Raw genomic sequence first — 21,730 nt, 5'->3', positions numbered from 1 at the left:
GACGCGAGTTTATCCGGTTCGCAGATCGAGGGTAAGCGGCTGTTCGCGCGAAGCCGTCGGGGCCGGCGGCGGCATCGGCCCGGGCGTATGGCCCATGGCGAAGAACCGCGCCCGGCGCCGCGCCTCGGCCTCGTTGCCGTTGACCGGGAAGGTGTCATAACTGCGCCCTCCGGGATGCACCACGTGATAGGTGCAACCTCCGAGGGACCGGCCATTCCAGCGATCATACAGCTCGATGGTCAGCGGCGTATGCACCCCGATGGTCGGATGCAGGGCGCTGGGCGGCGCCCAGGCCTTGTAGCGCAGGCCGGCGACATATTCGCCGGGTGCCCCAGTGGCGCGCAGCGGCAGGGCGCGACCATTGCAGGACAGTACGTGGCGGCCGTCGACCAGCCCCTTCACCTTGACCTGCAGGCGTTCCACCGCGCTGTCGACATAGCGCACGGTACCGCCACCGGCGGCCTCCTCGCCCAGCACGTTCCACGGCTCAAGCGCATGGCGCAGTTCGACCTCGAGGCCGCGGGCGGCAAACTCGCCGATCTTCGGGAAACGGAATTCGCCATGGGCGGCGAACCAGTCGCGCTCGAAGGGCAGGCCCGCCGCGTTCAGGTCGTCAAGCACGTCATGGAAATCCTGCAGGCAGAAATGCGGCAGCAGGAATTCGTCATGCAGGCGCGTGCCCCAGCGCACCGGCCGGCGAGTATAGGGCTTGTCCCAGAAGGCGGCGAGCAGGCCGCGCAGCAGCAGTTGCTGGGCCAGGCTCATGCGGGCATCCGGCGGCATCTCGAAGGCGCGCAGTTCGACGAGGCCGAGCCGCCCGGTCGGGCCATCGGGGGAATAGAGCTTGTCGATGCAGAATTCGGTGCGGTGCGTGTTGCCCGTGATGTCGATCAGCACGTTGCGGAAGATGCGGTCGACCAGCCAGGGCTGCGGGTCCTGATTCTTCGCCACCTGCTCGAAGGCGATCTCGAGATTGACCAGCGCATCGTCGCGGCCCTCGTCGACGCGCGGATGCTGCGAGGTCGCGCCAATGAACAGGCCGGAGAACAGGTAGGACAGCGACGGGTGGTTCTGCCAGTAGCCGACCAGGCTGCGGATCAGGTCGGGCCGGCGCAGGAACGGGCTGTCGGCCGGCTGGGCCGCGCCCATGACGACGTGGTTGCCGCCGCCGGTGCCGACATGGCGGCCGTCGAGCATGAACTTCTCGGTGCCGAGCCGGGTCTGGCGCGCCTCTTCATAGAGGACTGTGGTGCGCTCGGCGAGTTCACGCCAGCCGGCGGACGGATGGATGTTCACCTCGATCACGCCGGGGTCGGGCGTGACGCTGAAGTTCAGCAGGCGCGGATCGCGCGGCGGCAGATAGCCTTCGATCACCACCTTGCGGCCCAGCATCGCCGCGGTGTCCTCGATGGCCGTCACCAGGTCAAGATAATCCTCGGCCTGCTGCAGCGGCGGCATGAAGACATGCAGCAGGCCGCCCCGTGGCTCGATGCACATGGCCGTGCGCACCACAGATGAGTCGGATTGCTGGTTGGCCGGCAGCGGCACCTGCTCGCGCCGGCCCGGCGTGCCGGCCGGGCCCCGCCCGATCATATCCCGGCCGCGTGCCCAGGCCTGCATGCGGTCGGTGACCAGCTTGTTGGCTTCGCGGAACACGGCATGGGGCGGCAGCGGCGGCCGCTCCGCCATGGTGTCGGCGACAAACTGGAAGGGGTAGTCCTTCTCCACCACCCAGGGCAGGGAATCGAGCGGCAGGCGCAGGCCCATCGGTGAATCGCCGGGCAGCAGGTACATGGTCTGCGGCCGGAAGAACCACGGGCCCGAACGCCAGCGCTTGGCCCCGCCGGCATCCTCGCGGGTCAGCGGCAGGGCATAGCCGGCCGTCTTGTCGAGGCCTTGCTCGAAGATGCGGGCGAGTCGCGCGCGTTCCTCGGGGTCCTTCAGATGCGACTGGAAGGGATCGACATTCACCGGCAGGCGCCGTTCGCGCCACAGGTAATACCAGAGATCCTCGTAGCCCGGGATGCGATAACCCGGATCGACCTGCAGCCGTTCGGCCAGCGCGGCGGCGAAGATATCGGCATCCTGCGGCGTGGCGCCGTCGCCGGCATCCTCATCACCCGCCAGCAGGGCGCGGTCGCGCCAGACCGGCTCGCCGTCGCGGCGCCAGTGGCAGGAGAGCGCCCAGCGCGGCAGCTGTTCGCCGGGATACCATTTGCCCTGGCCGTAATGCAGCAGCGGCGAAGGCGCAAAACGGTCGGCCAGCCGGCGCAGCAGCTTGCCGGCCAGCAGCCGTTTGGTCGGCCCGAGGGCGGCCGTGTTCCATTCGGCGCCCTCCATGTCGTCGACCGAGACAAAGGTCGGCTCGCCGCCCATGGTCAGCCGCATGTCGCTGGCGGTGAGCCGCGCATCGACGGCATCGCCCAAGCTGAGCATCTTCTGCCAGTTCTCGTCGGAGATCGGCCTGGTCACCCGCGGCGTCTCGCGGAAGCGGGTCACCGTCATGGCATAGTCGAATTCGGTCTCGGCCTTTTCCAGCGCGCCGCTGATCGGCGCCGCCGATTGCGGCTCCGGCGTCGCGGCCAGTGGGATATGCCCCTCGCCCGCCATCAGGCCGGAGGTCGGATCGAAGCCGATCCAGCCGGCGCCGGGCAGATAGACCTCGACCCAGGCATGCAGGTCGGTGAAATCCATCTTCGGGCCCTCGGGCCCGTCCAGCGGCTTCACGTCGGCGACCAGCTGGATCAGATACCCCGACACGAAACGGGTGGCGAAGCCGAGATGACGCAGCGCCTGCACCAGCAGCCACGACGTGTCGCGGCAGGAGCCGCTCTTATTCTGCAGGGTCTGTTCGGCGGTCTGCACGCCGGGCTCCATGCGGATGAGATACTTGATCTCGCTGGCCAGCCGCTGGTTGAGGCCGACCAGGAAGTCGATGGTCCGCTTGCGGTCGCGCGGTACTTCAGCCAGCCAGGCGCTGAGCAGCCGGCCGGGCGGATCGACCCGCTGGAACGGCGCCAGTTCCTGCTCCAACCCGGGGTCGTAGTCGAAGGGGAAATGCTCGGCATCGGGTTCGAGGAAAAAATCGAAGGGGTTGATCACCGCCATGTCGGCGACCAGGTCGACCACCACCTCGAATTTGTCGGTCTTTTCCGGGAAGACCAGCCGGGCGAGGTAATTGCCCTGCGGGTCCTGCTGCCAGTTGATGAAATGGTCCTTCGGCTCGATGCGCAGCGAATAGCTGAGCACCGGGGTCCGGCTGTGCGGTGCCGGACGCAACCGGACGGTCTGTGGACCGAGGCTGATCAGGCGATCGTAGCTGTAGCTGGTACGGTGATGCAGCGCGACCTGGATGCTCATCCTGCGGGGCTCTCGGACTGACGACACTGACTACACTGATGACAATGCAATCGGTATGCCGCCGTCTTGTCCAGCCTTAAACTGCTTCCGGGCCCGGCTTCCGCCCAAGCCCGGGTCAGAAGCGGTCGCATTTTTAGGCAGATGGGTCAGAAGCCGGCGGCGGCCCCGTCGCTGCGCGGATCGGTGGCGCCCTCCAGCACTCCGTCCGTATGCCGCACAATCGCCCCGGCATGGCCCATGGTGCTGGTGAAATCCGGCAGCATTTCCACAGTGTGACCGGCCGCTTGCAGGGCGGCGACCAGCGCCGGGTCGAACCGGCTTTCCAGCTTGAGCGTGACGCTGCCCTCGCCCCAGGTCTTGCCGAGCAGCCAGCGCGGTGCCGTGGCGGCAGCCTGCAGTTTCTGGCCGAACATCGCATAGCGGCTGAACACCGCCGACTGGGTCTGCGGCTGGCCCTCGCCGCCCATGGTGCCATAGACCATGGCGCGACCATCGGCGAAGCGGGCCATGGCCGGATTGAGCGTATGGAACGGCATGCGGCCGGGCGCCAGCGCGCGCGGACCATCTTCTTGCAACAGGAAGCTGGCGCCGCGGTTCTGCCAGTTGATGCCGGTTTCCGGCAGCACGCAGCCCGAACCGAATTCGAAATAGATCGACTGGATGAAGCTGACCATCAGGCCGCTGCCGTCGATGGCACCCATCCAGGTGGTGTCGCCGGCTTCGGCCGGCTGCGGCCAGGGCAGCGCCTTGCGCCGGTCGATGTTCGCCGCCAGTTGATCGAGGCGGTCGGCCTGCAGCCAGTCTTCCGCCCGCTCCGGCATGCTGTCGGGATCGCCGACGATACGGTCGCGCACCAGGAAGGCCTGCTTGGTGGCTTCCACCAGGCCATGCAGGTAATCGAAGTCTTCAGCTTCCGTCACGCCCAGCCGGTCGAAGATGGCGAGGATCATCAGCGACGACAGACCTTGCGTCGGCGGCGGGAAGTTATACAGCGTGGCACCGCCGGCCCCGGCATTACGCAGGCCCACCGACAAAGGCGCAACACGGCGTGCCTGATGGCGGGCGAGGTCACCGGCCGCCACCGGGCTGCCGATGGTCGCCAGGTCGGCCGCGATCTTTTGCGCCAGCGCGCCACGATAGAAGCCTTCCGCCCCCTCCGTGCCGATGGCCTTTAGCGTCGCCGCCAGTGCCGGCAGCTTGAGGATGCTGCCCTCGCGCGGCGGCTGGCCGCCGGGCAGGAAGGCCGCTGCAAAGCCCGGTGCATCTTTCAGGCCCGGCAGTTTTTCGGTAGTCAGCTCCTGCTGGCTGGCAGTGACAGCAAAGCCGGTCTCGCCATGCCAGACGGCCTCCTCGACCAGCCGCGACAGCGGTAGCCGGCCGCCGAGCTCATTGCTCAGTTTCAGCGCCTCGCCCCAGCCGCTGACCGTCGCCGCCACGGTATTGGCGGCCAGCGGCCCGCGCCACGGGATCGCGTCGAAACCCTTGCCGCGATAGAGATCGATGGTGGCGGCAGCGGCCGCGCGGCCGCAGGCCTCGATGGCAACCGGCTCTTTTCCCGGTGCCGCGATCAGCCAGAAACCGTCGCCGCCGATGCCGGTCATATGCGGATAGACCACGGTCAGCGCCGCCGCCATCGCCACCGTCGCCTCGACGGCATTGCCGCCCTCGCGCAGCACGCGCAGGCCCGCCTCCGAAGCCAGATGGTGGGGGGCAGTGACCATGCTACGGCGGCTGCGCGGGGTATTCAGCATCACGCGATCCTAGAAAAGCAGTCCGTAGAACATGCGCAGCGCCGTGAAGCCGAGGAACACGGCGAAAACGCGCTTCAGGTTCTTGGTGTTCAGGCCATGCGCCAGCCTGGCACCATAGGGCGCCAGCAGCGTCGAGGTCGGCACGATCAGGATGAAGCCCAGCAGGTTGATATAGCCGAGCGAGGCCGGCGGCCGGTTCGGCACGTCCCAGCCGCTGATAATGAAGCCGGCCGCGCCGGGAATGCCGATGATGAAACCGATGGCAGCCGCGGTGCCGACGGCGCGATGCACCGGATAGCCGAACAGGGTGAGCGTCGGCACACTGAGCGTGCCGCCGCCGATGCCCATCATCGCCGAGATGCCGCCGATGGCGGCGGCCAGCAGGCCCTTGACCGGACCTTTCGGCAGCTCATGGGAAATCCGCCATTCCTGCCTGCCGAAACCCATATGCAGCGAAACCACCAGCGCCACGGTGGCGAAGACGCCGGTCAGCACCGGGCCGCGCACCACGCTGGCGACTGCCGTGCCGATCAGCACGCCGATGAAGATCCACGGTCCCCAGGATTTCAGCAGGGCGAAATCCACTGCGCCGCGTCGGTGATGAGCACGCACCGAGGACACCGAGGTGACGATGATGGTGGCGAGCGAGGTGCCGACCGCCACCTTCATGCGCACCGCCTCGTCGATACCGATGGTGGTGAACAGGTGCCACAGCACCGGCACGATGACGATGCCGCCACCGACGCCGAGCAGGCCGGCGGTGATGCCGGCCACCGCGCCGGCCGCCAGCAGCAGGGCACCGAAGATGAGCAGGTCGGACAGCGGGAGATCCATCGAGACGGCCTTTTTTGTTCCGGCCCCGCGCCGGCCGCCGCTACCAGCCGATCGCCTGGGGCAACCAGGTGGCAAACGGCGGATAGAAGAACACCAGAACCAGGGCAACGAGTTGCAGACCGATGAATGGGACGACACCCCGGTAGATGTCAAGCGTGGCGACCTGCGGCGGCGCCACGCCGCGCAGGTAAAACAGTGCCCAGCCGAACGGCGGGGTCAGGAACGAGCTCTGCAGGTTGACGGCGATCAGGATCGCCACCCAAGTCAGGTTGATGTTGTCGGCCTGCAGGATCGGCAGGAACAGCGGCACCACGATGTAGCTGATCTCGATCCATTCGATGAAGAAGCCGAGGATGAAGATCAGCACCATCATGAAGACGATGACGCCGGTGGTGCCGCCCGGCACCAGGCGGAAGGCATCCTGCACCAGCTGTTCGCCATGCAGGCCGCGAAAGGCCAGCGCGAAGACCTGGGCGCAGATCAGCACGAAGAACATGGTCGCGGTGATCCGGGTGGTCGAATAGACCGCCTCGCGCAGCACGGTCCAGGTGAAGCGGCGGGCAATCACCACCACCAGGATGCTGCCGACCGCGCCCATCGAGGCGGCCTCGGTCGGCGCGGCGATGCCGGCGATGATCGAGCCAAGCACAGCGACGACCAGCCCGATCGGCGGCAGGCCGACCTGCATCACCTTGCCGAGCAGTTCGCGCCGCGGCATGGCGTCGCGTTCTTCCTGCGGCACCGGCGGCATCAGGTCGGGCCGCAGCCAGCCGAGCCCGAGCAAATAGATCACATAGACCGCCGAGAGCAGCAGGCCGGGGAAGACGGCGGCGGCGAACAGCGTGCCGACCGACAGGCCGAGGATGTCCGACAGCAGGATCAGGATCAGGCTGGGCGGGATCAGCTGGCCGAGCGAGCCCGAGGCGCAGATGGCACCGCAGGCGATACGCGGATCATAGCCGCGCCGCAGCAGCGCCGGCAGGGTCAAGAGGCCGAGCGTGACGATGGTGGCGCCAACCACGCCGGTGGTGGCGCCCATCAGCACGCCGACCAGCACGATGCCGATGCCCATGCCGCCGCGCAACGCGCCGGCCAGATGGCCGATCACGTCCATCAGTTCGTCGGCAATGCGGGATTTCTCCAGCATCACCCCCATGAAGACGAACAGCGGGATAGCCAGCAGGGTGTAGTTCGAGATCACCCCGAAGATACGCGCCGGCAGCAGGTTGAACAGCAATGCACCGAAGCCGAGATACCCGAAGAAGAAACCGCTGACCGCCAGGGTCAGGGCAACCGGGACACCGAAGGCAAGCAGGACAAAGAAGGAAACGATACAGGAGACGGCGAGAATTTCATTCAGCAGCATGACGGGACGTGGCGTGAGAGACGGGATCAACGGCTTCTTCGGCGGCGGGCTGCGGATGGCCGGTCAGGATGACGCGGATCGCGGCCGACAGGCTCTGCAGCACCAGCAGGGCAAAGCCGGCCGGGATGCAGGCCTTGAGAATCCAGCGGGCCGGCAGGCCGCCCGGATCTGGCGAGCCCTCACCGATATTGTAGGACTGCATCACATAAGGGATCGACAGATAGACGATAAGGGCAGAGACCGCCGCGACCATCAGGAACGAGATGACCTCGATCGCATGCTGCATGCGCGGCGGAAACCGGTTGTAGATGACGTCGACCCGGACATGGCCGTCATGGCGGATCGCATAGGCCATGGACAGGATGGCGATCGGCGCCATGAGGTGCCATTCCAGTTCCTGCATGGCCACCGAGCCGGTACTGAACGCGTAGCGCAGAAAAACGTTGTATGCCATCACCAGCACGATGGCCAGCGAGGCCCAGGCGGTGATGCGCCCGCAATGTTCGACGATGGTGTCGAGAATCCGCGCTACGCGTTCCATGACAGTTACTCCGGTTTAAGCGACAGCCATGATCACGCGGAAATCGCGCCGCGGATCTGGCTCTGGTAGACCGCTTCCGAGACGCCGGCCCATTTGTCGTGGTTGGCCTTGAACTTCATGAAGCTCTCATGGACCCGCTTCACCGAGGCATCCTTGGCGGCGTTTTCCTCCAGCACCTGCTTGGTGACGTCGCGCAGCTTGGCGACGATCTGCGGCGGCAGCGGCTGGGCGGTGACGCCCTGGTTCTTTACCAGGTCGTCCAGCGCCTCGGCGTTGGTCGCCTCGCACCAGGTATGGCTGATCACGTTACAGGCGGCGGCCGCGGCGCGGACGATGGCCTGCAGGTCGGGCGGCAGCGACGCCCAGGCCTTGGCATTGATGATCAGTTCGGTGACGTTCGACGGCTCGTGCCAGCCGGTGGTGTAGTAGTATTTCGCCGCCTTCTGCAGGCCGAGCCGGCGGTCCTGGTAGGGACCGACGAATTCCGCCGCATCGATGACGCCGCGTTCCAGCGCCGGGAAGATTTCGCCGCCGGGCAGCAGCTTCACGTCGACGCCGAGCTGGGCATAGACCTTGCCGGCCAGGCCCGGGATGCGCATCTTCAGGCCCTTGTAATCGTCGACCGAGGTGATCGGCTTGCGGTACCAGCCGGTCATCTGCACGCCGGTGTTGCCGATCGCCATCGGCACCAGGTCGAACGGCTTGTACAGCTCTTCCCACAGCTGCTGGCCGCCGCCGTGATAGATCCACGCGGTATGGCCCTGGAAATTCAGGCCGAAGGGCACCACGGTGAAATACTGCGCGGCGAAGACCTTGCCGGCCCAGAAGTAGCTGTTGGCCGAGTTCATCTCGACGGTGCCCTTGGACACCGCATCGAAGCCCTCAAGCGCCGGGATCAGCTCGCCGGCGGCGAAATGCTGGATCTGCAGCCGGCCGCCCGACATGTTTTTCACCAGCTCGCAGAAATAGGTCGGGCTGCCCGGACCGGTGACGTAGAAGGGCGAACCGGGGCCATAAGCGTTGGTCATCTTCCACTGGAAGGTCTTGCTCTGGGCGGCGGCAATGTTCGGCTTGGCGAAGGTGGTCGCGGCGGCGGCACCGCCGATAAGCCCGGCCTTCACGAATGTGCGGCGTTTCATGCTGTCTGCTCCGTTGGCTAGGGGTCTGGGCCCGGTTGGTCCGGGGAGGCACCCGGTACGTTGCATAATGTATGCAATCGATATGCCATGCCGTTGCGGCAGCAAATATCGCCGGCGACAGCCGATTCACGAGAATTTTTGGCGGATTGCCGTGCGGATCGCCGCATACGTAGCGCGCAGCAAAAGGGCAACTGCCTGTTTGATGCGCGTCGGTTCCCGGTCGGAAACCGGATTGTTGTGGCTACGGACGATGCAGCTCAGGCAATGGGCGGGTGAAGCTGCGCCGGCCGCGCTTGAGCCCGAACAGGGGCTGCGCCAGCTCGGCCACCGCCTGGGCCCGGTCCTGGCAGTCGAGCACCACCAGATCGGCCGGCAGGCCCGGCCGGATGTCGTAATCCGCCTTGTTGAGCAGCCGGGCCGAGCGCCGGGTCACCATGTCGAGGCAGTCCGCCATCCCTGAGCGGCTGCCGACCTGGGCGATATTGGCATAGAGGTTGGCCATGCGGACCAGCGAGGCATCGCCGAACGGCGTGAAGGGGTTCAGCACGTTGTTGGTCGACAGCGAGCAGGTCACGCCGTGCTGCAGCAGGGTATGGGCAGGGCTGACACCGCGCGGGATGTTGTGGTCATGGCCGCGGCCCATCAGGAACAGGTCGGTGGCCGGCAGCACGGTGACGGCAACGCCGGCATCGGCCAGCCGGCGCGCGACCTCGGCCAGCCGTGCTGGCGGCAGGGCCGACAGCTTGGTGACATGGCCGATGGCGACGCGACCGCCCATCCTGTGCCGCTCGGTCTGGCGGCAGACCTCGTCGAGATCCATGCGCGAAGGGTCGATGTCGAAATCGAGGTGGAAGTCGATATCGACGTCATACTGCCGGGCGATGGCGAAGATGCGGTCGATCTGGCCATGCGGGTCGCTGTCGGTATAGGGACAGCCGCCGATCAGGTCAGCGCCCTGCTCCAGCGCGGCGACCAGCAGATCCTCGGTGCCGGGATCGTTCAGCAGGCCTTCCTGCGGGAAGACGCAGATTTCGAGATCGACCGCCCAGGCATAATCGGTCTTGAGTTTCCGGATCGCCGCAAAGCTGCGCAGGTCGACACGCGGATCGACCTCGACATGGGTGCGGATATGCGTGGTGCCCTGCATGATGGCGCGTTCCAGCGTGCGGCTGGCGCGGGCATAGACATCCGCTTCGGTGAAGGCTGTCTTGGCGGCGGCGACGCCGGCGATGGCCTCGGCCAGCGTGCCGTCGCTGGCGCAGCGGTCGAGGATGCAGGATTTGTCGAGATGGATATGGGTCTCGACGAAACCGGGCACCACGAGGCGGCCACCGAGATCCTGCTCTGGCCCCTCACTGCCGAGTCCCGCCTCGATCGCGGCAAAGCGGCCGCCGCTGATGCCGATATCGACCACGCGGTCTTCCTCGCCGGCGATCCGGGCATTGCGGAGGATGAGGTCGAAGGCCATCTGCTGCCTGTCCCTGCCTGGCTGCCGTCCCTGTTTGGCACGATCCGCCAGCCGTTATGCCGCTTGCACCGGCCGCCTGCAAGATTGTATTCAGTTTTCGGGTACAATCCTGCGGAGCTTCCCATGGCCCAGACGACCCTGATCGATGCCGGCGCCGATGCCGAGACGGTGCGCGCCTTCCTCGAGGCCAGCATGGTGCCCGATCCGGAAACCGCGCAGCGCTATATCGCGCCGGAGCTGGCGATCACGTTTACCGGCGGCCGCAAATACAGCCATCCGCGCGAGACGGCGGCCTTCAACGCCGGGCGCTACAAATGGGTGAAGAAGAAGATGGAGCGCTTCGACGTGGTGCCCGGCACGGACGAGACCATCGTCTACAGCCTCGGCACGCTATATGGCGAATGGCCCGACGGCACGCCCTTCGAGGGCAACCGCTATGTCGACCGCTTCGTGGTCCGCGGCGGCAGGATCGTGCGGATGGACGTGTGGAACGACAGCGCCGAACGGCTGCTGACCCGCAACGGACTGAACCTCTGAAACCAGATCGCTCGGCAAGAAGCGGATAGAGCCCGGCGGCACCCCGCCCCATCCTCGGCTGGATCATTCACCAGCCGGGTCTGCCATCATGTCCTCCCTGCCTGCCACCACTGCCGCCCTGCCGGCCACCTTCCGCCGTCTCGCCTGGTCCAACCTCGCGGCCCAGTCGGCCGAACAGGTCGGCTTGGCCGCCGCGCCCATCGTGGCGGTGCTGGCGCTCGGCGCCGGTGCGGCGGAGACCGGCCTGCTGCAGACCGCCCAGACCCTGCCCTTCCTGCTGCTGGCAATTCCCGCCGGCCTGCTGGCCGACCGCCGCTCGCGCCGCGCCCTGATGGTGCTGGCCGAGACCCTGCGCGCCGCTTCGCTGGCTGCCGTCGTGCTCTGCGTCGCCGGCCATGTCCTCAGCCTGCCACTGCTGGCGATGCTCGGCTTCATCGGTGCGGCGGGCACGGTCGCCTACAGCGTCGCCGCCCCCTCGCTGATCCCCGCCCTGGTGCCGCGTGCGCAGCTTTCGCTCGCCAATGGCCGCATCGAACTGGCCCGCACCGTCGCCTTCGCGGCCGGGCCGGCGGTGGCCGGCGCACTGGTCGGCTGGACCGGCGCGTTGCCCGCCTTCACCGTTGCCGCCCTGCTGTCGGCCGGCGCTGCCCTGCTGCTGGCCGGCCTGGCCGAGCCGCCACGGCCGGTGCGGCCGCCGCGCCATCCGCTGCATGACCTGCGCGAGGGCGCCGGCTTCACGTTCCGTCACCGCCTGCTGCGGCCGGTACTGCTGACCCAGGTGATCTTCAACATCGGCCTCTTCGTGTTGCAGGCCGTCTTCGTGCCCTGGGCAGTGCACCGGCTCGGCCTGTCCGCCGCGGGCACCGGCAGTGTGCTGGCCTTCTACGGCCTCGGCATGGTCGCCGGCGCCCTGCTGTCGCAGCATGTGCTGCGCCAGCTGCCGTTCGGCATCGTCGTCAGCATTGGTCCCGTTGCCGGCTTCGTCGCGGCGCTGATGATGATGGCCACCATCTGGCTGCCGTCGCCCGTCCTTGCCGGCCTCGGCTTTTTCCTGATCGGCGCCGGGCCGATCCTGTGGGTGATCAGCACGACAACGCTGCGTCAGACGGTGGCGCCGCAGGACATGCTGGGCCGGGTCTCGGCGCTGTTCCTGATGGCGCAGGGCGGCCGGCCGGTGGGCGCCGCGATCGGTGCCGCCGTGGGCGCGCTCTGGGGCATGGAGGCCTGTCTGATTATTGCGGCCGTGATCTTCGCCCTGCAGGCGCTGGTGATCCTGCTGTCGCCGCTGCTGCGGCTGGCCGCCCTGCCGGATGCGCTGCCTGCTGCCGCCTGAGCGGCACCAGACGTCAGAGATGATCTAGGCCGTGCTGTTCCAGCAGGGCGATCAGCATCCGGCCGGCCTCGACGCGGTGGCGGCGATGCACCCGGTAGGCGGTTTCCTCGTCGCGGTCGCGGATCGCCTGCAGCACCTCGGCATGATCGCGGTTGGAATTCACCGGCCGCGGCCGCAGTTGCAGGGTCAGCATGCGCACGCGATGCGACTGGTCGCGCACCGCCTCCACCATCGCCACCAGCCGCCGGTTGCCCGAGGCCTCGACCAGCAGGCGGTGAAAGGTGGCATCGCCGGCCGCCCAGGCGGCACGGTCGTCGCACCGCTCGGCGTCTTCCATGTCCGCGACCGCCTGCTCCAGCGCAGCCAATTGCTGGCTGCTGACGCCATGGCGCGCCGCCGCACCGGCGGCGGCGGCTTCGAGGCCGGCGAGAATTTCATAAATCTCGCGCATGTCGGCCACCGAGACCGGCAGCACCCGCATGCCATGGCGCGGCCGCACCTCGACCATGCCTTCCTGGGCCAGGCGGATCAGCGCCTCGCGCACCGGCGTGCGGCTCATGTTGAGCTGCCGCGCCACCTCCTGTTCCAGCGCCTGGGTGCCGGCCGGCATGCGGTTTTCCAGAATCAGGTGTTTCAGCTCGTCATAGGCCCGCTGGGTCTGCGGCACCCGGCGGCGTGACCGGGCGGTGCCGCGCGCACGCGATAACCGCTGTTCGGTATGCTGCAAGCCCTGCAGGGCTTCGGCTGACATGGCGTCTGAGGACATCCCAAAACTCCCCCGGCAATTCCCTGCATGCCCCGGCTGTTTTGCTTTTCTGGCCGAATGACGGAACGAGGATACCGGATCGATGGCCGATTCTGCCACGAAGAAGTCCGCTATAGTTGCAAATTCAACTGATTAAAAAAGGGCTCAGCCGGCGACAGCGCGCTTTTCCATGTACAGCACGGGCAGGTTTTCGCCACCGGCCGGCATCAGGCCGGGTTCCAGCGGCCGGTAGCCGAGCTTTTCATACAGCGGCACGGCATTGAGGTTGGCCCGCACGAACAGATGCGGCCGTCCCGCCGCCCGGGCCGCCGCTTCGGCCGCCCGCACCATGGTGCTGGCCAGCCCGCGCCGCGCCAGGGCGGGATGCACGAAGACCTTGCGGATGCGCGCCGTATCCGGCCGGCCGGGCATCGCCAGCCAGCCGGCGGTGGCCGCCAGCCCGAACGTGTCATGCAGCGCCAGCAGCACATGGCTGCGGGCAAGATCTTCGGCATAATCGGGGGCCAAGATCAGCGCCTCATGGGCGGCGATCTGTGCCACACTGTGGTGACCGGCGGCGAGCGCGCGGAAGGCGGCCGTGTGCAGATCGCGCACGGCCGCCGCGTCGCTGGGCGCATAGGGCCGCAGGCCTATGTTTTCCATTGCAATCATCGTCAAACCATAGGAGAGGCCGCCATGTGCCGGCAATCTGCCGATTTCCTGCCGCATTTGTTTGGCTGGATCGCTGCATGAAACATGCAGCTCTCGCCATTCCCGCCCTTGCCGCCATCCTCGCTGCCGTCCTGGCTGGCTGTGCCACCCTGGTGCCACCGCCCGACGACATCCGGCTGACCCGGCGCAGCGAAACCGCCGACGACTGGAGCCGGCACCTGCCCGACCTCTATCGCGGCCTGTCCGCCTGTCTTGCCGCCGATCCGGCGCAGCCGGCCTATGCGCTCAGCGTGGTGCCACAGAATCACGGCATGATGCTGGTCTATGTCATGGGCCATGACGGCGGCCGTAAGTCCTGCAACATCGACGTCGCCGCCCAGCAGAAACCGCAACTGGTGCCGGCGACGCCGCTGGATGACCAGGCGCTGCGCGGGCCGCGCTACACGCCGGCCGGGATGCCCGAACCCTTCCTGCGCTGTGCCCGCAACGAGCCGGTGCTGACCGGCCGCGGCCGGCTGCTCGGCTGGCTGACCTACCTGCAGGAGGACTGCAGCGAGGCCTCGCTGCCGCGCCAGCAATGGCGCGCCTTTGGCGACCAGCCCTATTGGGCGGTGACAGTGGCCCGCGACGGCATCCTGTTCGACCGGGCCGGCGAAGTGCCGTTGCATTATGCGGCACGGGCCGGCGACCCCGCCGGCGAAACACTGACCTGGACCCTCGACGCGCAGGGCAGCGGCCAGAACCGGCTGGAGCTGACCATCACCCATACGCCGTGCCGCGATCCGGTGGCGGCGCAGACTTACGACTATCGCGCCGAGGCGGTGTTCCGCGGCCAGACCTACAAGGGCTGCGCCATCCGCGGCGCGCAGTAACCGGCGAATAATCACCCGTGGCTTGACGGGAGAGCGGCCGTGGTGCACGCCATGCGCCATGGCCGCGCCCGCCCTTACCGCTGCAGAGATCGAAAACCGCGTACTCTATCGCGACGGGCTGCTGCTGGTGATCGACAAGCCGGCCGGCCTTGCCGTGCATGCCGGTCCCGGCGGCGGCGACAATCTCGAACGCTATTTCCACCACCTGCAGTTCGGCCTGCCCAAGCCGCCGTCACTGGCGCACCGGCTCGACCGCGACACCTCCGGCTGCCTCGTGCTCGGCCGCCATCCGAAGGCGCTGCGCCGGCTCGGCAAGCTGTTCCAGGAAGGCCGCGCCGAAAAGGTCTACTGGGCGGTCACCCGCGGCGCACCGGCAACCGAGGCAGGCCGCATCGATGCCGCACTGAAGAAGCTGTCCACCAAAAGTGGCGGCTGGCGCATGGTGGTGGCCGCGGACGGCCAGTCATCCGTCACTGACTACCGCGTGCTCGGCCGGGCCGGCGACCTGACCTGGATCGAATGCCGGCCGCGCACCGGGCGCACCCACCAGATCCGCGTGCATCTGGCACAACTCGGCTGCCCGCTGCTCGGCGACCACCAGTATGGCGATGCCGTCGCCGACCAGGATGTGCCGCTGCACCTGCACAGCCGCAGCATCAGCCTGCCGATCTACCCGAAACGCCCGCCGGTTACCGCGGTTGCCCTGCCGCCGCCGCATATGCAGGCGGCCCTCGAAAGCTGCGGCTGGTCACGGCTTGAGGACGAGGCGGATCGCCAGGCCGACGACACCGACGGCGAACACGCCGCCGGCCCATAGGGCGGCGAACCACAGCAGGCGCCGCCACAGCGGCGGCGGCCGGCGCCCCACCTGAGCCTGATCAGTGATAGCCGGCATGCTCGTCCACCTTGCCGCGGAACACCCGGTAGGCATAGGCCGTATAGGCGAGAATCACCGGCAGCAGGATGACGGCGCCGACCAGCAGGAAACCAAGGCTGGCATCCGGCGCTGCGGCGTCGCGGAAGCTGATCGCGGGCGGCACCATCATCGGCCAGAAACTGATGCCGAGCCCGATATAGGACAGCACGAACAGGGCCAGCGCGGCGAGGAAGGGCTGCACCTCGCGGCGCCGGTCGTGCAGGCCCCGCCACAATACCCAGGCGGCGACCAGCACAAGCACCGGCATCGGCGCGGTCAGCGCGATGTTCGGCCAGTGGAACCAGCGGGCGAGGAACCGTTCGTCGAGGAAGGGCGTCCACAGGCTGACGATGCCGATCATCGCCACCAGCAGGATGGCCAGCCGGTGCGCCAGCAGGTAGCAGCGGTCCTGGATTTCACCATCGGTCTTGACGATCAGCCAGGTGGCGCCGAGCAGCGCATAGCCGATCACCAGGGCGACGCCGGTGAGGATGCTGAACGGCGTCAGCCAGTCCCACCAGCCGCCGGCATAGGCGCGGCCGACGACATGGATGCCCTGCACCAGGCCGCCGAGCGCGATGCCCTGCATCAGCGTGGCGACCAGCGAGCCCAGCGCGAAGCTGTAATCCCACACGCGCTTCCAGCGCCGGGTGCGCCAGCGGAACTCGAAGGCGACGCCGCGGAAGATCAGGCCGAGCAGCATGGTGATCAGCGGCGCATAGAGTGCCGGCAGCACCACGGAATAGGCCAACGGGAAAGCCGCCAGCAGGCCGCCGCCGCCCAGCACCAGCCAGGTCTCGTTGCCGTCCCAGACCGGCGCCACCGTATTCATCACGCGGTCGCGCTCGCGTTCCTCGCGGAACAGCGGAAACAGGATGCCGATCCCGAGGTCGAAGCCATCGAGGATCACATAGGCCAGTACCGCGAAGGCGATCAGGCCGGCCCAGATCAGCGGCAGGTCGAGCGTCATGGCGTCTTCTCCCCCGTCGTGCCCGGTTCGGCCAGCAGATCGGCGACCGGCGCGCTGGTCGCCGCACGCAGCGGCGCCTCCACCGGTGCGGATCCGGGCGACTCCAGCCCGGGCGGCCGCCCCATCAGGCGGAACAGATAGAAAATGCCGGCAGCGAAGACGATGCAATAGACCACGATGAAGGCGACCAGCGAGGTCGCCACCCCGGGCAGGCCGATCGGCGAGACCGAGTCCGACGTGCGCAGCAGGCCGTAGATGGTCCAGGGCTGGCGGCCGACCTCGGTAGTCACCCAGCCGGCCAGAACGGCGAGGAAGCCGCTCGGCCCCATCGCCACGGCGGCGCGATGCAGCCATGGCGCCTCATAGAGCCGGCCGCGCCAGCGCCACAGCAGCGAGGCGAGCCCGAGCAGCGCCATCAGCAGCCCGAGGCCGACCATGATGCGGAAACTCCAGAAGATCACCGTGGCATTCGGCCAGTCTTCGCGCGGGAAATCCTTCAGGCCGCGGATATGGCCGTCCCAGCTGTGGGTCAGGATCAGGCTGCCGAGCTTCGGAATTTCCACGGCATATTTCGTCTCGGCCGCCGCATTGTCGGGCAGGCCGAACAGGATCAGCGGCGCCCCGTCGTGGCTGTCGTAATGGCCTTCCATGGCGGCGACCTTGGCCGGCTGGTGTTCCAGGGTGTTCAGGCCATGCATGTCGCCGGCAAAGATCTGCACCGGCGCGACGATGGCGGCCATCCACATCGCCATCGAGAACATCACCCGCGCCGCCGCATTGCCGCGGTCCTTCAGCAGATGCCAGGCACCGACCGCGCCGACCACGAAAGCGGTCGTCAGATACGCCGCCAGCACCATATGCACCAGGCGGTAGGGAAACGAGGGATTGAAGATCACCGCCAGCCAGTCGGCGGGCACATACTGGCCGTTCGGCGCGATGTCGTAGCCGGCCGGCGTCTGCATCCAGCTGTTGGCGGCGAGAATCCAGAATGCCGAGAGGAAGGTGCCCAGCGCGACCATCAGGGTGGCAAAGAAATGCAGCCCGCGACCGACCTTGCGGATACCAAACAGCATCACGCCGAGGAAACCGGCCTCGAGGAAAAACGCCGACAGCACCTCGTAGCCCATCAGCGGGCCGATGACCGGCCCGGCCTTGTCGGAAAACACCGACCAGTTGGTGCCGAACTGATAGCTCATGACGATGCCCGACACCACGCCCATGCCGAACACCACGGCAAAGATGGTCACCCAGAAGCGGAAGACGCGGATATAGACCTCGCGGCCGGTCCACAGCCACAGGCCCTCCAGCACGGCGAGATAACTGGCCAGCCCGATGGTGAAGGCCGGGAAGATGATATGGAACGAAACCGTGAAGGCGAATTGCAGCCGTGCCAGCAGCAGGGCATCGTGCAGGAAATGCATGCCAGGCTCTCCGTCAGTCCGGTTGGCGCCGCACGCCGGCGGGGACAGTCACGGCCCCTATAAAGCCCCGTGTTTGACCTGCGGATCAAGCGAATCACGCGGCGCGGATTGCCGCACTGCGGCACGGCACCGCATGGCTCGAACCTCCAGACGCGGGCCTGCACCGGCCGGACCCCTCATGTCAGCCCTGCAGGAAATGCAACGGTCTTGAAACCATTCCTCGACTAGGATCACACTTCCGGTCATTACATCCCGTATCATGCTCATTCCCCTCATTGTCGCCTGCGCGCTGTTCATGGAAAACCTTGACAGCAGCGTGCTGGCCACCGCCCTCCCCAGCATCGCGACATCGCTCGGCGAAAGCCCCCTGCGGCTCAACCTCGCGATCACCTCCTACCTGTTCAGCCTGGCGGTGTTCATTCCGGTCAGCGGCTGGGTCGCCGACCGCTTCGGCGCCCGCACGGTGTTTCGTGGCGCCATTGCCGTCTTCATCATCGGCTCGCTGCTCTGCGGCATGACCGACAGCTTCTGGACCCTGGTCGGCGCCCGTGTCCTGCAGGGGCTCGGCGGCGCCATGATGGTGCCGGTCGGCCGCCTGATCATGCTGCGTGCCGTGCCCAAGGCGGAACTGGTCCGCGCCATGACCTGGCTGACGGTGCCCGCCCTGATTGGCCCGGTGATGGGCCCGCCGGTCGGCGGCTTCCTCACCACCTATCTGTCCTGGCGCTGGATCTTCTGGATCAACCTGCCGATCGGCCTGGTCGGCATCCTGCTGGTCACGCTGTTCATTCCGAACGTCCGCGAGCAGCGCATGCCGCCGCTCGATGTCCGCGGCTTCGCGCTCAGCGCCACGGCACTGACCGGCCTGATGTTCGGCTTCGAGACGCTGGGCCGCGGCCTGCTGCCCAATGCCGCCGTCGCCACCCTGCTGATCGTCGGCGCCATCGCCAGCGCAGGGTATTTCTACCACGCGCGACGCCATCCGCATCCGCTGGTCGACCTCAACCTGCTGCGCATCCCGACCTTCCGCGCCGGCGTGCTCGGCGGCTCGCTGTTCCGCATCGGCATCGGCGCGTTGCCCTTCCTGCTGCCGCTGATGCTGCAGCTCGGCTTCGGGCTGAGCGCCTTCCACTCCGGCTCGATCACTTTCATCTCGGCGGCCGGCGCCATGACCATGAAGATGATCGCCCGGCCGATCCTGCGCCGCTTCGGTTTCCGCCGCGTGCTGATCTGCAATGCGGTGATCTCCGGCGGCACGGTGGCGATCTACGGCCTGTTCCGTCCGGAAGACAGCTATCTGCTGATCATGGGCCTGCTGTTTTTCGGCGGCATCGCCCGCTCGCTGCAGTTCACCAGCGTCAACACGCTGGCGGTGGCCGACATTCCGCCCGAGCAGATGAGTCGCGCCACCAGCTTTTCCAGCATGATGCAGCAGCTGTCGCTGTCGTTCGGCGTCGGCCTCGGCGCGCTGACCCTGCATATCACCCTGATGATGGCCGGTGGCGGCGACAGGATCCTGCCGGCCGATTTCACCCCGGCCTTTGCCGTGGTCGGCCTGGCCTCGGCCCTCTCGGCGCTGATCTTCCTGGCGCTGACCGGCGAGGCCGGCGCCGAGGTCAGCGGCCATCGCCTGTTCGCGCCGACCCAGCGGCTGCGCCAGGGCGAACCGCTGACGCCGGATGACGCGGATCGCGCCAGGCAGGCGGGAGAAGACTGAGCATGACCACCGACCTGCTGGCCCAGGGTCATTCCATCTGGGCGGATCTCGCCTGGCTCGCGATTCCCGCGCGCGGCCTGGCCACCGCCGTTTTCGTCGGCGGCGTGATCTGGCTGATGGAGCGTGCCTCGCCGTTTATCGGCGGGATCGTGCTGGCCCTGCCGATTGTCACCGCGCCGGCCTACGTCTTCCTGCTGCTGCAGGACGACCCGGATTTCGCCGCCCATGCCGCGCTGGGCAGCCTTGCCACCGTCGGCGCCGTGCTGCTGTTCCTCGTCACCGTCATTGCCCTGCTGCGGCGTTTCCCCATGACCGTCGCGCTGCCCTGCGGCCTGCTGGTCTGGCTGCTCAGCGGCCTGGTGATCCGCCAGCTGCCGGCCCTGCTGCCGGTCTCGCTCGCCGTCTTCGCGCTGGCAGCCCTGATCGCCTGGCGCACCGGCAGCAGTGTGCCGCTGACCGCACCGGCGGCGCGCGGCCGCTCGCCGCTTTACGAGACCGTGCTGCGCGGCATTGCCGCCGGCCTGTTGGTGGCCTTGGTCAGCGGCGCCTCCGCCCTGCTCGGGCCGCGGCTGACCGGCATCCTGTCGTCTTTCCCGGTCGCCCTGCTGGTGGTCTGCAGCTTCATGCCGCGCCGGCTGGAACGCACCGGCATGCGCGCCGCGCTGCGCGCCACCCAGATCGGACTGGCCAGCCATGTCCCCTTCTTCCTCAGCATGACTCTGCTGGCGCCGCGGCTGGGCGGCGGCCCGGCGGTGGTCATCGGCATCACCGGCTCGCTGGCCGTGGCGCTGACGCTCGGCCTGCTGCGCCGCGCCGTATTGCGCCGCCAGGCTGTGAAATCGGCCGCCGCCTAGAAACAACCGGCGGCTTCCGGGCCGGCCGGCCACGTGCTACACCCGACGGCACCGAAAAAACCACCCGCCGCGCCGCCATGAACCCGATCTTCGCCGATATCCCCACCACCATCTTCGAGACCATGTCGCGGCTGGCCGGCCAGCACCAGGCGATCAACCTCGGCCAGGGCTTCCCCGACGACCCCGGCCCGGAGGATGTGCGTCGCGCCGCCGCCGACGCCACGATGACCGGCTGGAACCAGTATCCGCCGATGATGGGCCTGCCCGCCCTGCGCGAGGCGATCGCCGCGCATTACAAGCGCTTCCATGCGCTCGACCTGAACTGGGAGACCGAGGTGATGGTGACCTCGGGCGCCACCGAGGCGTTGGCCGGCAGCCTGCTGGCGCTGATCGAGCCGGGCGACGAGGTCGTGCTGTTCCAGCCGATGTATGACGCTTATCTGCCGCTGGTAAAGCGCGCCGGCGGCGTGCCGAAGTTTGTCACCCTGCGCCCGCCACACTGGCGGCTCGATGAAGACGCACTGAAGGCCGCCTTCTCGCCGAAGACCAAAGCCGTGATCTTCAACAACCCGCTCAACCCCACCGCGACGATATTTCCGCGCGAGGATCTTGAGCTGCTCGGCCGCTATCTCGAAAAATACGACGCCGTCGCGATCTGCGACGAGGTCTGGGAACATGTGCTGTTCGACGGCCTGTCGCATACGCCGCTGATGGCACTGCCGGGCCTGCGCGAGCGCTGCATCAAGATCGGCTCGGCCGGCAAGATCTTCTCGCTGACCGGCTGGAAGGTCGGCTTTGTCTGCGCCGCGCCGGCGCTGATGAAAGTGCTGGCCAAGGCGCATCAGTTCATCACCTTCACGACGCCGCCGAACCTGCAGGCCGCCGTGGCTTACGGGCTGGCCAAGGACGACGCGTATTTCCTCGACATGCGCCGCGAGCTGCAGGCGGCACGCGACCGCTTCGCCGGCGGACTGGCCGCCGCCGGCCTCGACGTGCTGCCGAGCAAGGCGACCTATTTCCTCAACATCGACCTTGCCACCGTCAGCAACGATCTCGACGATGCCGCCTGGTGCACCCGGCTGGTATCCGAGGCCGGCGTCGCCGCCATTCCGGTCAGCGCCTTCTATGCCGCGGACCACGTGCGCAGCGTGGTGCGTTTCTGCTTCGCCAAGACCACCGACAAGCTGGACGGCGCGGTCGAACGCATCGCCGGCTTCGTGAAGCGGGGCTGAGG

Annotated in this window: 19 protein-coding genes; 7 read left to right on the top strand and 12 right to left on the bottom strand. The window is 67.6% G+C overall.

Annotation, left to right across the window (positions count from 1 at the left end; translation table 11 throughout):
• Positions 1-9 precede the first annotated feature (9 nt).
• The 7 genes from ACFOOQ_RS10755 to ACFOOQ_RS10725 all read right to left on the bottom strand — a co-directional run bounded on the left by ACFOOQ_RS10755 (position 10) and on the right by ACFOOQ_RS10725 (position 10,459).
• A complete protein-coding gene (locus ACFOOQ_RS10755; protein WP_379725863.1) occupies positions 10-3,360 on the bottom strand; it encodes a transglutaminase family protein in 3,351 nt (1,116 codons plus the stop codon).
• A gap of 146 nt (positions 3,361-3,506) precedes the next feature.
• Positions 3,507-5,111: a gamma-glutamyltransferase family protein gene (locus ACFOOQ_RS10750; RefSeq protein ID WP_379725860.1), complete on the bottom strand. Its 1,605-nt coding sequence runs from the start codon at positions 5,109-5,111 to the stop codon at positions 3,507-3,509.
• 9 nt (positions 5,112-5,120) lie between these two features.
• A complete protein-coding gene (locus ACFOOQ_RS10745; protein WP_379725857.1) occupies positions 5,121-5,945 on the bottom strand; it encodes a sulfite exporter TauE/SafE family protein in 825 nt (274 codons plus the stop codon).
• Positions 5,946-5,985: 40 nt separating this feature from the next.
• The gene (locus ACFOOQ_RS10740; protein WP_379725854.1) at positions 5,986-7,311 is read right to left on the bottom strand and encodes a TRAP transporter large permease; all 1,326 of its coding nucleotides are present in this window, start codon (positions 7,309-7,311) and stop codon (positions 5,986-5,988) included.
• Positions 7,298-7,852, bottom strand: a complete 555-nt coding sequence (locus tag ACFOOQ_RS10735; RefSeq protein ID WP_379725852.1) for a TRAP transporter small permease subunit — start codon at positions 7,850-7,852, stop codon at positions 7,298-7,300. The genes ACFOOQ_RS10740 and ACFOOQ_RS10735 overlap by 14 nt, the downstream gene beginning before the upstream one ends.
• A 32-nt stretch (positions 7,853-7,884) precedes the next feature.
• Complete coding sequence (locus tag ACFOOQ_RS10730; RefSeq protein WP_379725849.1) at positions 7,885-8,991, bottom strand: TRAP transporter substrate-binding protein; 1,107 nt, start codon at positions 8,989-8,991, stop codon at positions 7,885-7,887.
• Between the two features lie 241 nt (positions 8,992-9,232).
• Entirely contained in the window at positions 9,233-10,459 is a 1,227-nt protein-coding gene (locus ACFOOQ_RS10725; RefSeq protein WP_379725846.1) for an amidohydrolase family protein, read from the bottom strand.
• Between the two features lie 123 nt (positions 10,460-10,582).
• Here ACFOOQ_RS10725 and ACFOOQ_RS10720 point away from each other — a divergent pair, with 123 nt between their 5' ends.
• Together ACFOOQ_RS10720 and ACFOOQ_RS10715 are read left to right on the top strand one after the other, a co-directional pair.
• Complete coding sequence (locus ACFOOQ_RS10720; RefSeq protein ID WP_379725843.1) at positions 10,583-10,996, top strand: nuclear transport factor 2 family protein; 414 nt, start codon at positions 10,583-10,585, stop codon at positions 10,994-10,996.
• 88 nt (positions 10,997-11,084) lie between these two features.
• Positions 11,085-12,329 (top strand): MFS transporter, encoded by a 1,245-nt coding sequence (locus tag ACFOOQ_RS10715; RefSeq protein WP_379725840.1) that lies wholly within the window; start codon positions 11,085-11,087, stop codon positions 12,327-12,329.
• Positions 12,330-12,342: 13 nt separating this feature from the next.
• Here the strand turns inward: ACFOOQ_RS10715 and ACFOOQ_RS10710 are convergent, their stop codons facing one another.
• A complete protein-coding gene (locus ACFOOQ_RS10710) occupies positions 12,343-13,080 on the bottom strand; it encodes a GntR family transcriptional regulator (RefSeq protein ID WP_379725837.1) in 738 nt (245 codons plus the stop codon).
• Positions 13,081-13,239: 159 nt separating this feature from the next.
• Positions 13,240-13,737, bottom strand: a complete 498-nt coding sequence (locus ACFOOQ_RS10705; protein WP_379725834.1) for a GNAT family N-acetyltransferase — start codon at positions 13,735-13,737, stop codon at positions 13,240-13,242.
• An 86-nt stretch (positions 13,738-13,823) separates the two neighbouring features.
• Between ACFOOQ_RS10705 and ACFOOQ_RS10700 the strand changes: the two genes are divergently transcribed.
• Positions 13,824-14,618 carry a hypothetical protein gene (locus ACFOOQ_RS10700; RefSeq protein ID WP_379725831.1) on the top strand — a complete coding sequence of 265 codons (795 nt, stop codon included), beginning with the start codon at positions 13,824-13,826 and terminating at the stop codon, positions 14,616-14,618.
• A gap of 58 nt (positions 14,619-14,676) precedes the next feature.
• Positions 14,677-15,435: an RluA family pseudouridine synthase gene (locus ACFOOQ_RS10695; RefSeq protein WP_379725828.1), complete on the top strand. Its 759-nt coding sequence runs from the start codon at positions 14,677-14,679 to the stop codon at positions 15,433-15,435.
• Here the strand turns inward: ACFOOQ_RS10695 and ACFOOQ_RS10690 are convergent.
• From ACFOOQ_RS10690 to ACFOOQ_RS10680, 3 genes are read right to left on the bottom strand one after another with little or no spacing between them, the layout of a single operon-like run.
• The gene (locus ACFOOQ_RS10690; protein WP_379725825.1) at positions 15,367-15,513 is read right to left on the bottom strand and encodes a DUF2474 family protein; all 147 of its coding nucleotides are present in this window, start codon (positions 15,511-15,513) and stop codon (positions 15,367-15,369) included. The two genes, ACFOOQ_RS10695 and ACFOOQ_RS10690, sit on opposite strands and share 69 nt — an antisense overlap.
• Positions 15,497-16,504, bottom strand: a complete 1,008-nt coding sequence (gene cydB, locus ACFOOQ_RS10685; RefSeq protein ID WP_379725822.1) for a cytochrome d ubiquinol oxidase subunit II — start codon at positions 16,502-16,504, stop codon at positions 15,497-15,499. Before cydB ends, ACFOOQ_RS10690 begins: the two co-directional genes overlap by 17 nt.
• Positions 16,501-17,925, bottom strand: a complete 1,425-nt coding sequence (locus tag ACFOOQ_RS10680; protein WP_379725820.1) for a cytochrome ubiquinol oxidase subunit I — start codon at positions 17,923-17,925, stop codon at positions 16,501-16,503. Before ACFOOQ_RS10680 ends, cydB begins: the two co-directional genes overlap by 4 nt.
• A 259-nt stretch (positions 17,926-18,184) precedes the next feature.
• Here ACFOOQ_RS10680 and ACFOOQ_RS10675 point away from each other — a divergent pair, with 259 nt between their 5' ends.
• From ACFOOQ_RS10675 to ACFOOQ_RS10665, 3 genes are all read left to right on the top strand, one after another.
• Entirely contained in the window at positions 18,185-19,642 is a 1,458-nt protein-coding gene (locus ACFOOQ_RS10675) for a DHA2 family efflux MFS transporter permease subunit (protein WP_379725817.1), read from the top strand.
• A gap of 2 nt (positions 19,643-19,644) precedes the next feature.
• Positions 19,645-20,496, top strand: coding sequence for a hypothetical protein (locus tag ACFOOQ_RS10670; protein ID WP_379725814.1), 852 nt, complete (start codon positions 19,645-19,647; stop codon positions 20,494-20,496).
• A 77-nt stretch (positions 20,497-20,573) separates the two neighbouring features.
• On the top strand, positions 20,574-21,728 hold the full coding sequence (locus tag ACFOOQ_RS10665; RefSeq protein WP_379725811.1) for an aminotransferase: 1,155 nt from the start codon (positions 20,574-20,576) through the stop codon (positions 21,726-21,728).
• Positions 21,729-21,730: the final 2 nt, after the last annotated feature.

Source organism: Ferrovibrio xuzhouensis, assembly GCF_042648965.1.
GTDB lineage: Bacteria > Pseudomonadota > Alphaproteobacteria > Ferrovibrionales > Ferrovibrionaceae > Ferrovibrio > Ferrovibrio xuzhouensis.
Note: the sequence above shows the minus strand (reverse complement) of the source record. Positions and strands in the feature narration are given on the sequence as shown.

What these genes read in the sequence shown, in the direction of transcription:
- ACFOOQ_RS10700 (WP_379725831.1), top strand. Translation starts at nt 13,824, where the DNA reads ATGAAACATGCAGCTCTCGCCATTCCCGCCCTTGCCGCCATCCTCGCT.
- ACFOOQ_RS10680 (WP_379725820.1), bottom strand. Translation starts at nt 17,925, where the DNA reads ATGCATTTCCTGCACGATGCCCTGCTGCTGGCACGGCTGCAATTCGCC.
- ACFOOQ_RS10665 (WP_379725811.1), top strand. Translation starts at nt 20,574, where the DNA reads ATGAACCCGATCTTCGCCGATATCCCCACCACCATCTTCGAGACCATG.
- ACFOOQ_RS10750 (WP_379725860.1), bottom strand. Translation starts at nt 5,111, where the DNA reads ATGCTGAATACCCCGCGCAGCCGCCGTAGCATGGTCACTGCCCCCCAC.
- ACFOOQ_RS10710 (WP_379725837.1), bottom strand. Translation starts at nt 13,080, where the DNA reads ATGTCAGCCGAAGCCCTGCAGGGCTTGCAGCATACCGAACAGCGGTTA.
- ACFOOQ_RS10720 (WP_379725843.1), top strand. Translation starts at nt 10,583, where the DNA reads ATGGCCCAGACGACCCTGATCGATGCCGGCGCCGATGCCGAGACGGTG.
- ACFOOQ_RS10725 (WP_379725846.1), bottom strand. Translation starts at nt 10,459, where the DNA reads ATGGCCTTCGACCTCATCCTCCGCAATGCCCGGATCGCCGGCGAGGAA.
- ACFOOQ_RS10695 (WP_379725828.1), top strand. Translation starts at nt 14,677, where the DNA reads ATGGCCGCGCCCGCCCTTACCGCTGCAGAGATCGAAAACCGCGTACTC.
- ACFOOQ_RS10740 (WP_379725854.1), bottom strand. Translation starts at nt 7,311, where the DNA reads ATGCTGCTGAATGAAATTCTCGCCGTCTCCTGTATCGTTTCCTTCTTT.
- ACFOOQ_RS10735 (WP_379725852.1), bottom strand. Translation starts at nt 7,852, where the DNA reads ATGGAACGCGTAGCGCGGATTCTCGACACCATCGTCGAACATTGCGGG.
- ACFOOQ_RS10745 (WP_379725857.1), bottom strand. Translation starts at nt 5,945, where the DNA reads ATGGATCTCCCGCTGTCCGACCTGCTCATCTTCGGTGCCCTGCTGCTG.
- ACFOOQ_RS10670 (WP_379725814.1), top strand. Translation starts at nt 19,645, where the DNA reads ATGACCACCGACCTGCTGGCCCAGGGTCATTCCATCTGGGCGGATCTC.
- ACFOOQ_RS10675 (WP_379725817.1), top strand. Translation starts at nt 18,185, where the DNA reads ATGCTCATTCCCCTCATTGTCGCCTGCGCGCTGTTCATGGAAAACCTT.
- ACFOOQ_RS10755 (WP_379725863.1), bottom strand. Translation starts at nt 3,360, where the DNA reads ATGAGCATCCAGGTCGCGCTGCATCACCGTACCAGCTACAGCTACGAT.
- ACFOOQ_RS10705 (WP_379725834.1), bottom strand. Translation starts at nt 13,737, where the DNA reads ATGGAAAACATAGGCCTGCGGCCCTATGCGCCCAGCGACGCGGCGGCC.
- ACFOOQ_RS10690 (WP_379725825.1), bottom strand. Translation starts at nt 15,513, where the DNA reads ATGCCGGCTATCACTGATCAGGCTCAGGTGGGGCGCCGGCCGCCGCCG.
- cydB (WP_379725822.1), bottom strand. Translation starts at nt 16,504, where the DNA reads ATGACGCTCGACCTGCCGCTGATCTGGGCCGGCCTGATCGCCTTCGCG.
- ACFOOQ_RS10730 (WP_379725849.1), bottom strand. Translation starts at nt 8,991, where the DNA reads ATGAAACGCCGCACATTCGTGAAGGCCGGGCTTATCGGCGGTGCCGCC.
- ACFOOQ_RS10715 (WP_379725840.1), top strand. Translation starts at nt 11,085, where the DNA reads ATGTCCTCCCTGCCTGCCACCACTGCCGCCCTGCCGGCCACCTTCCGC.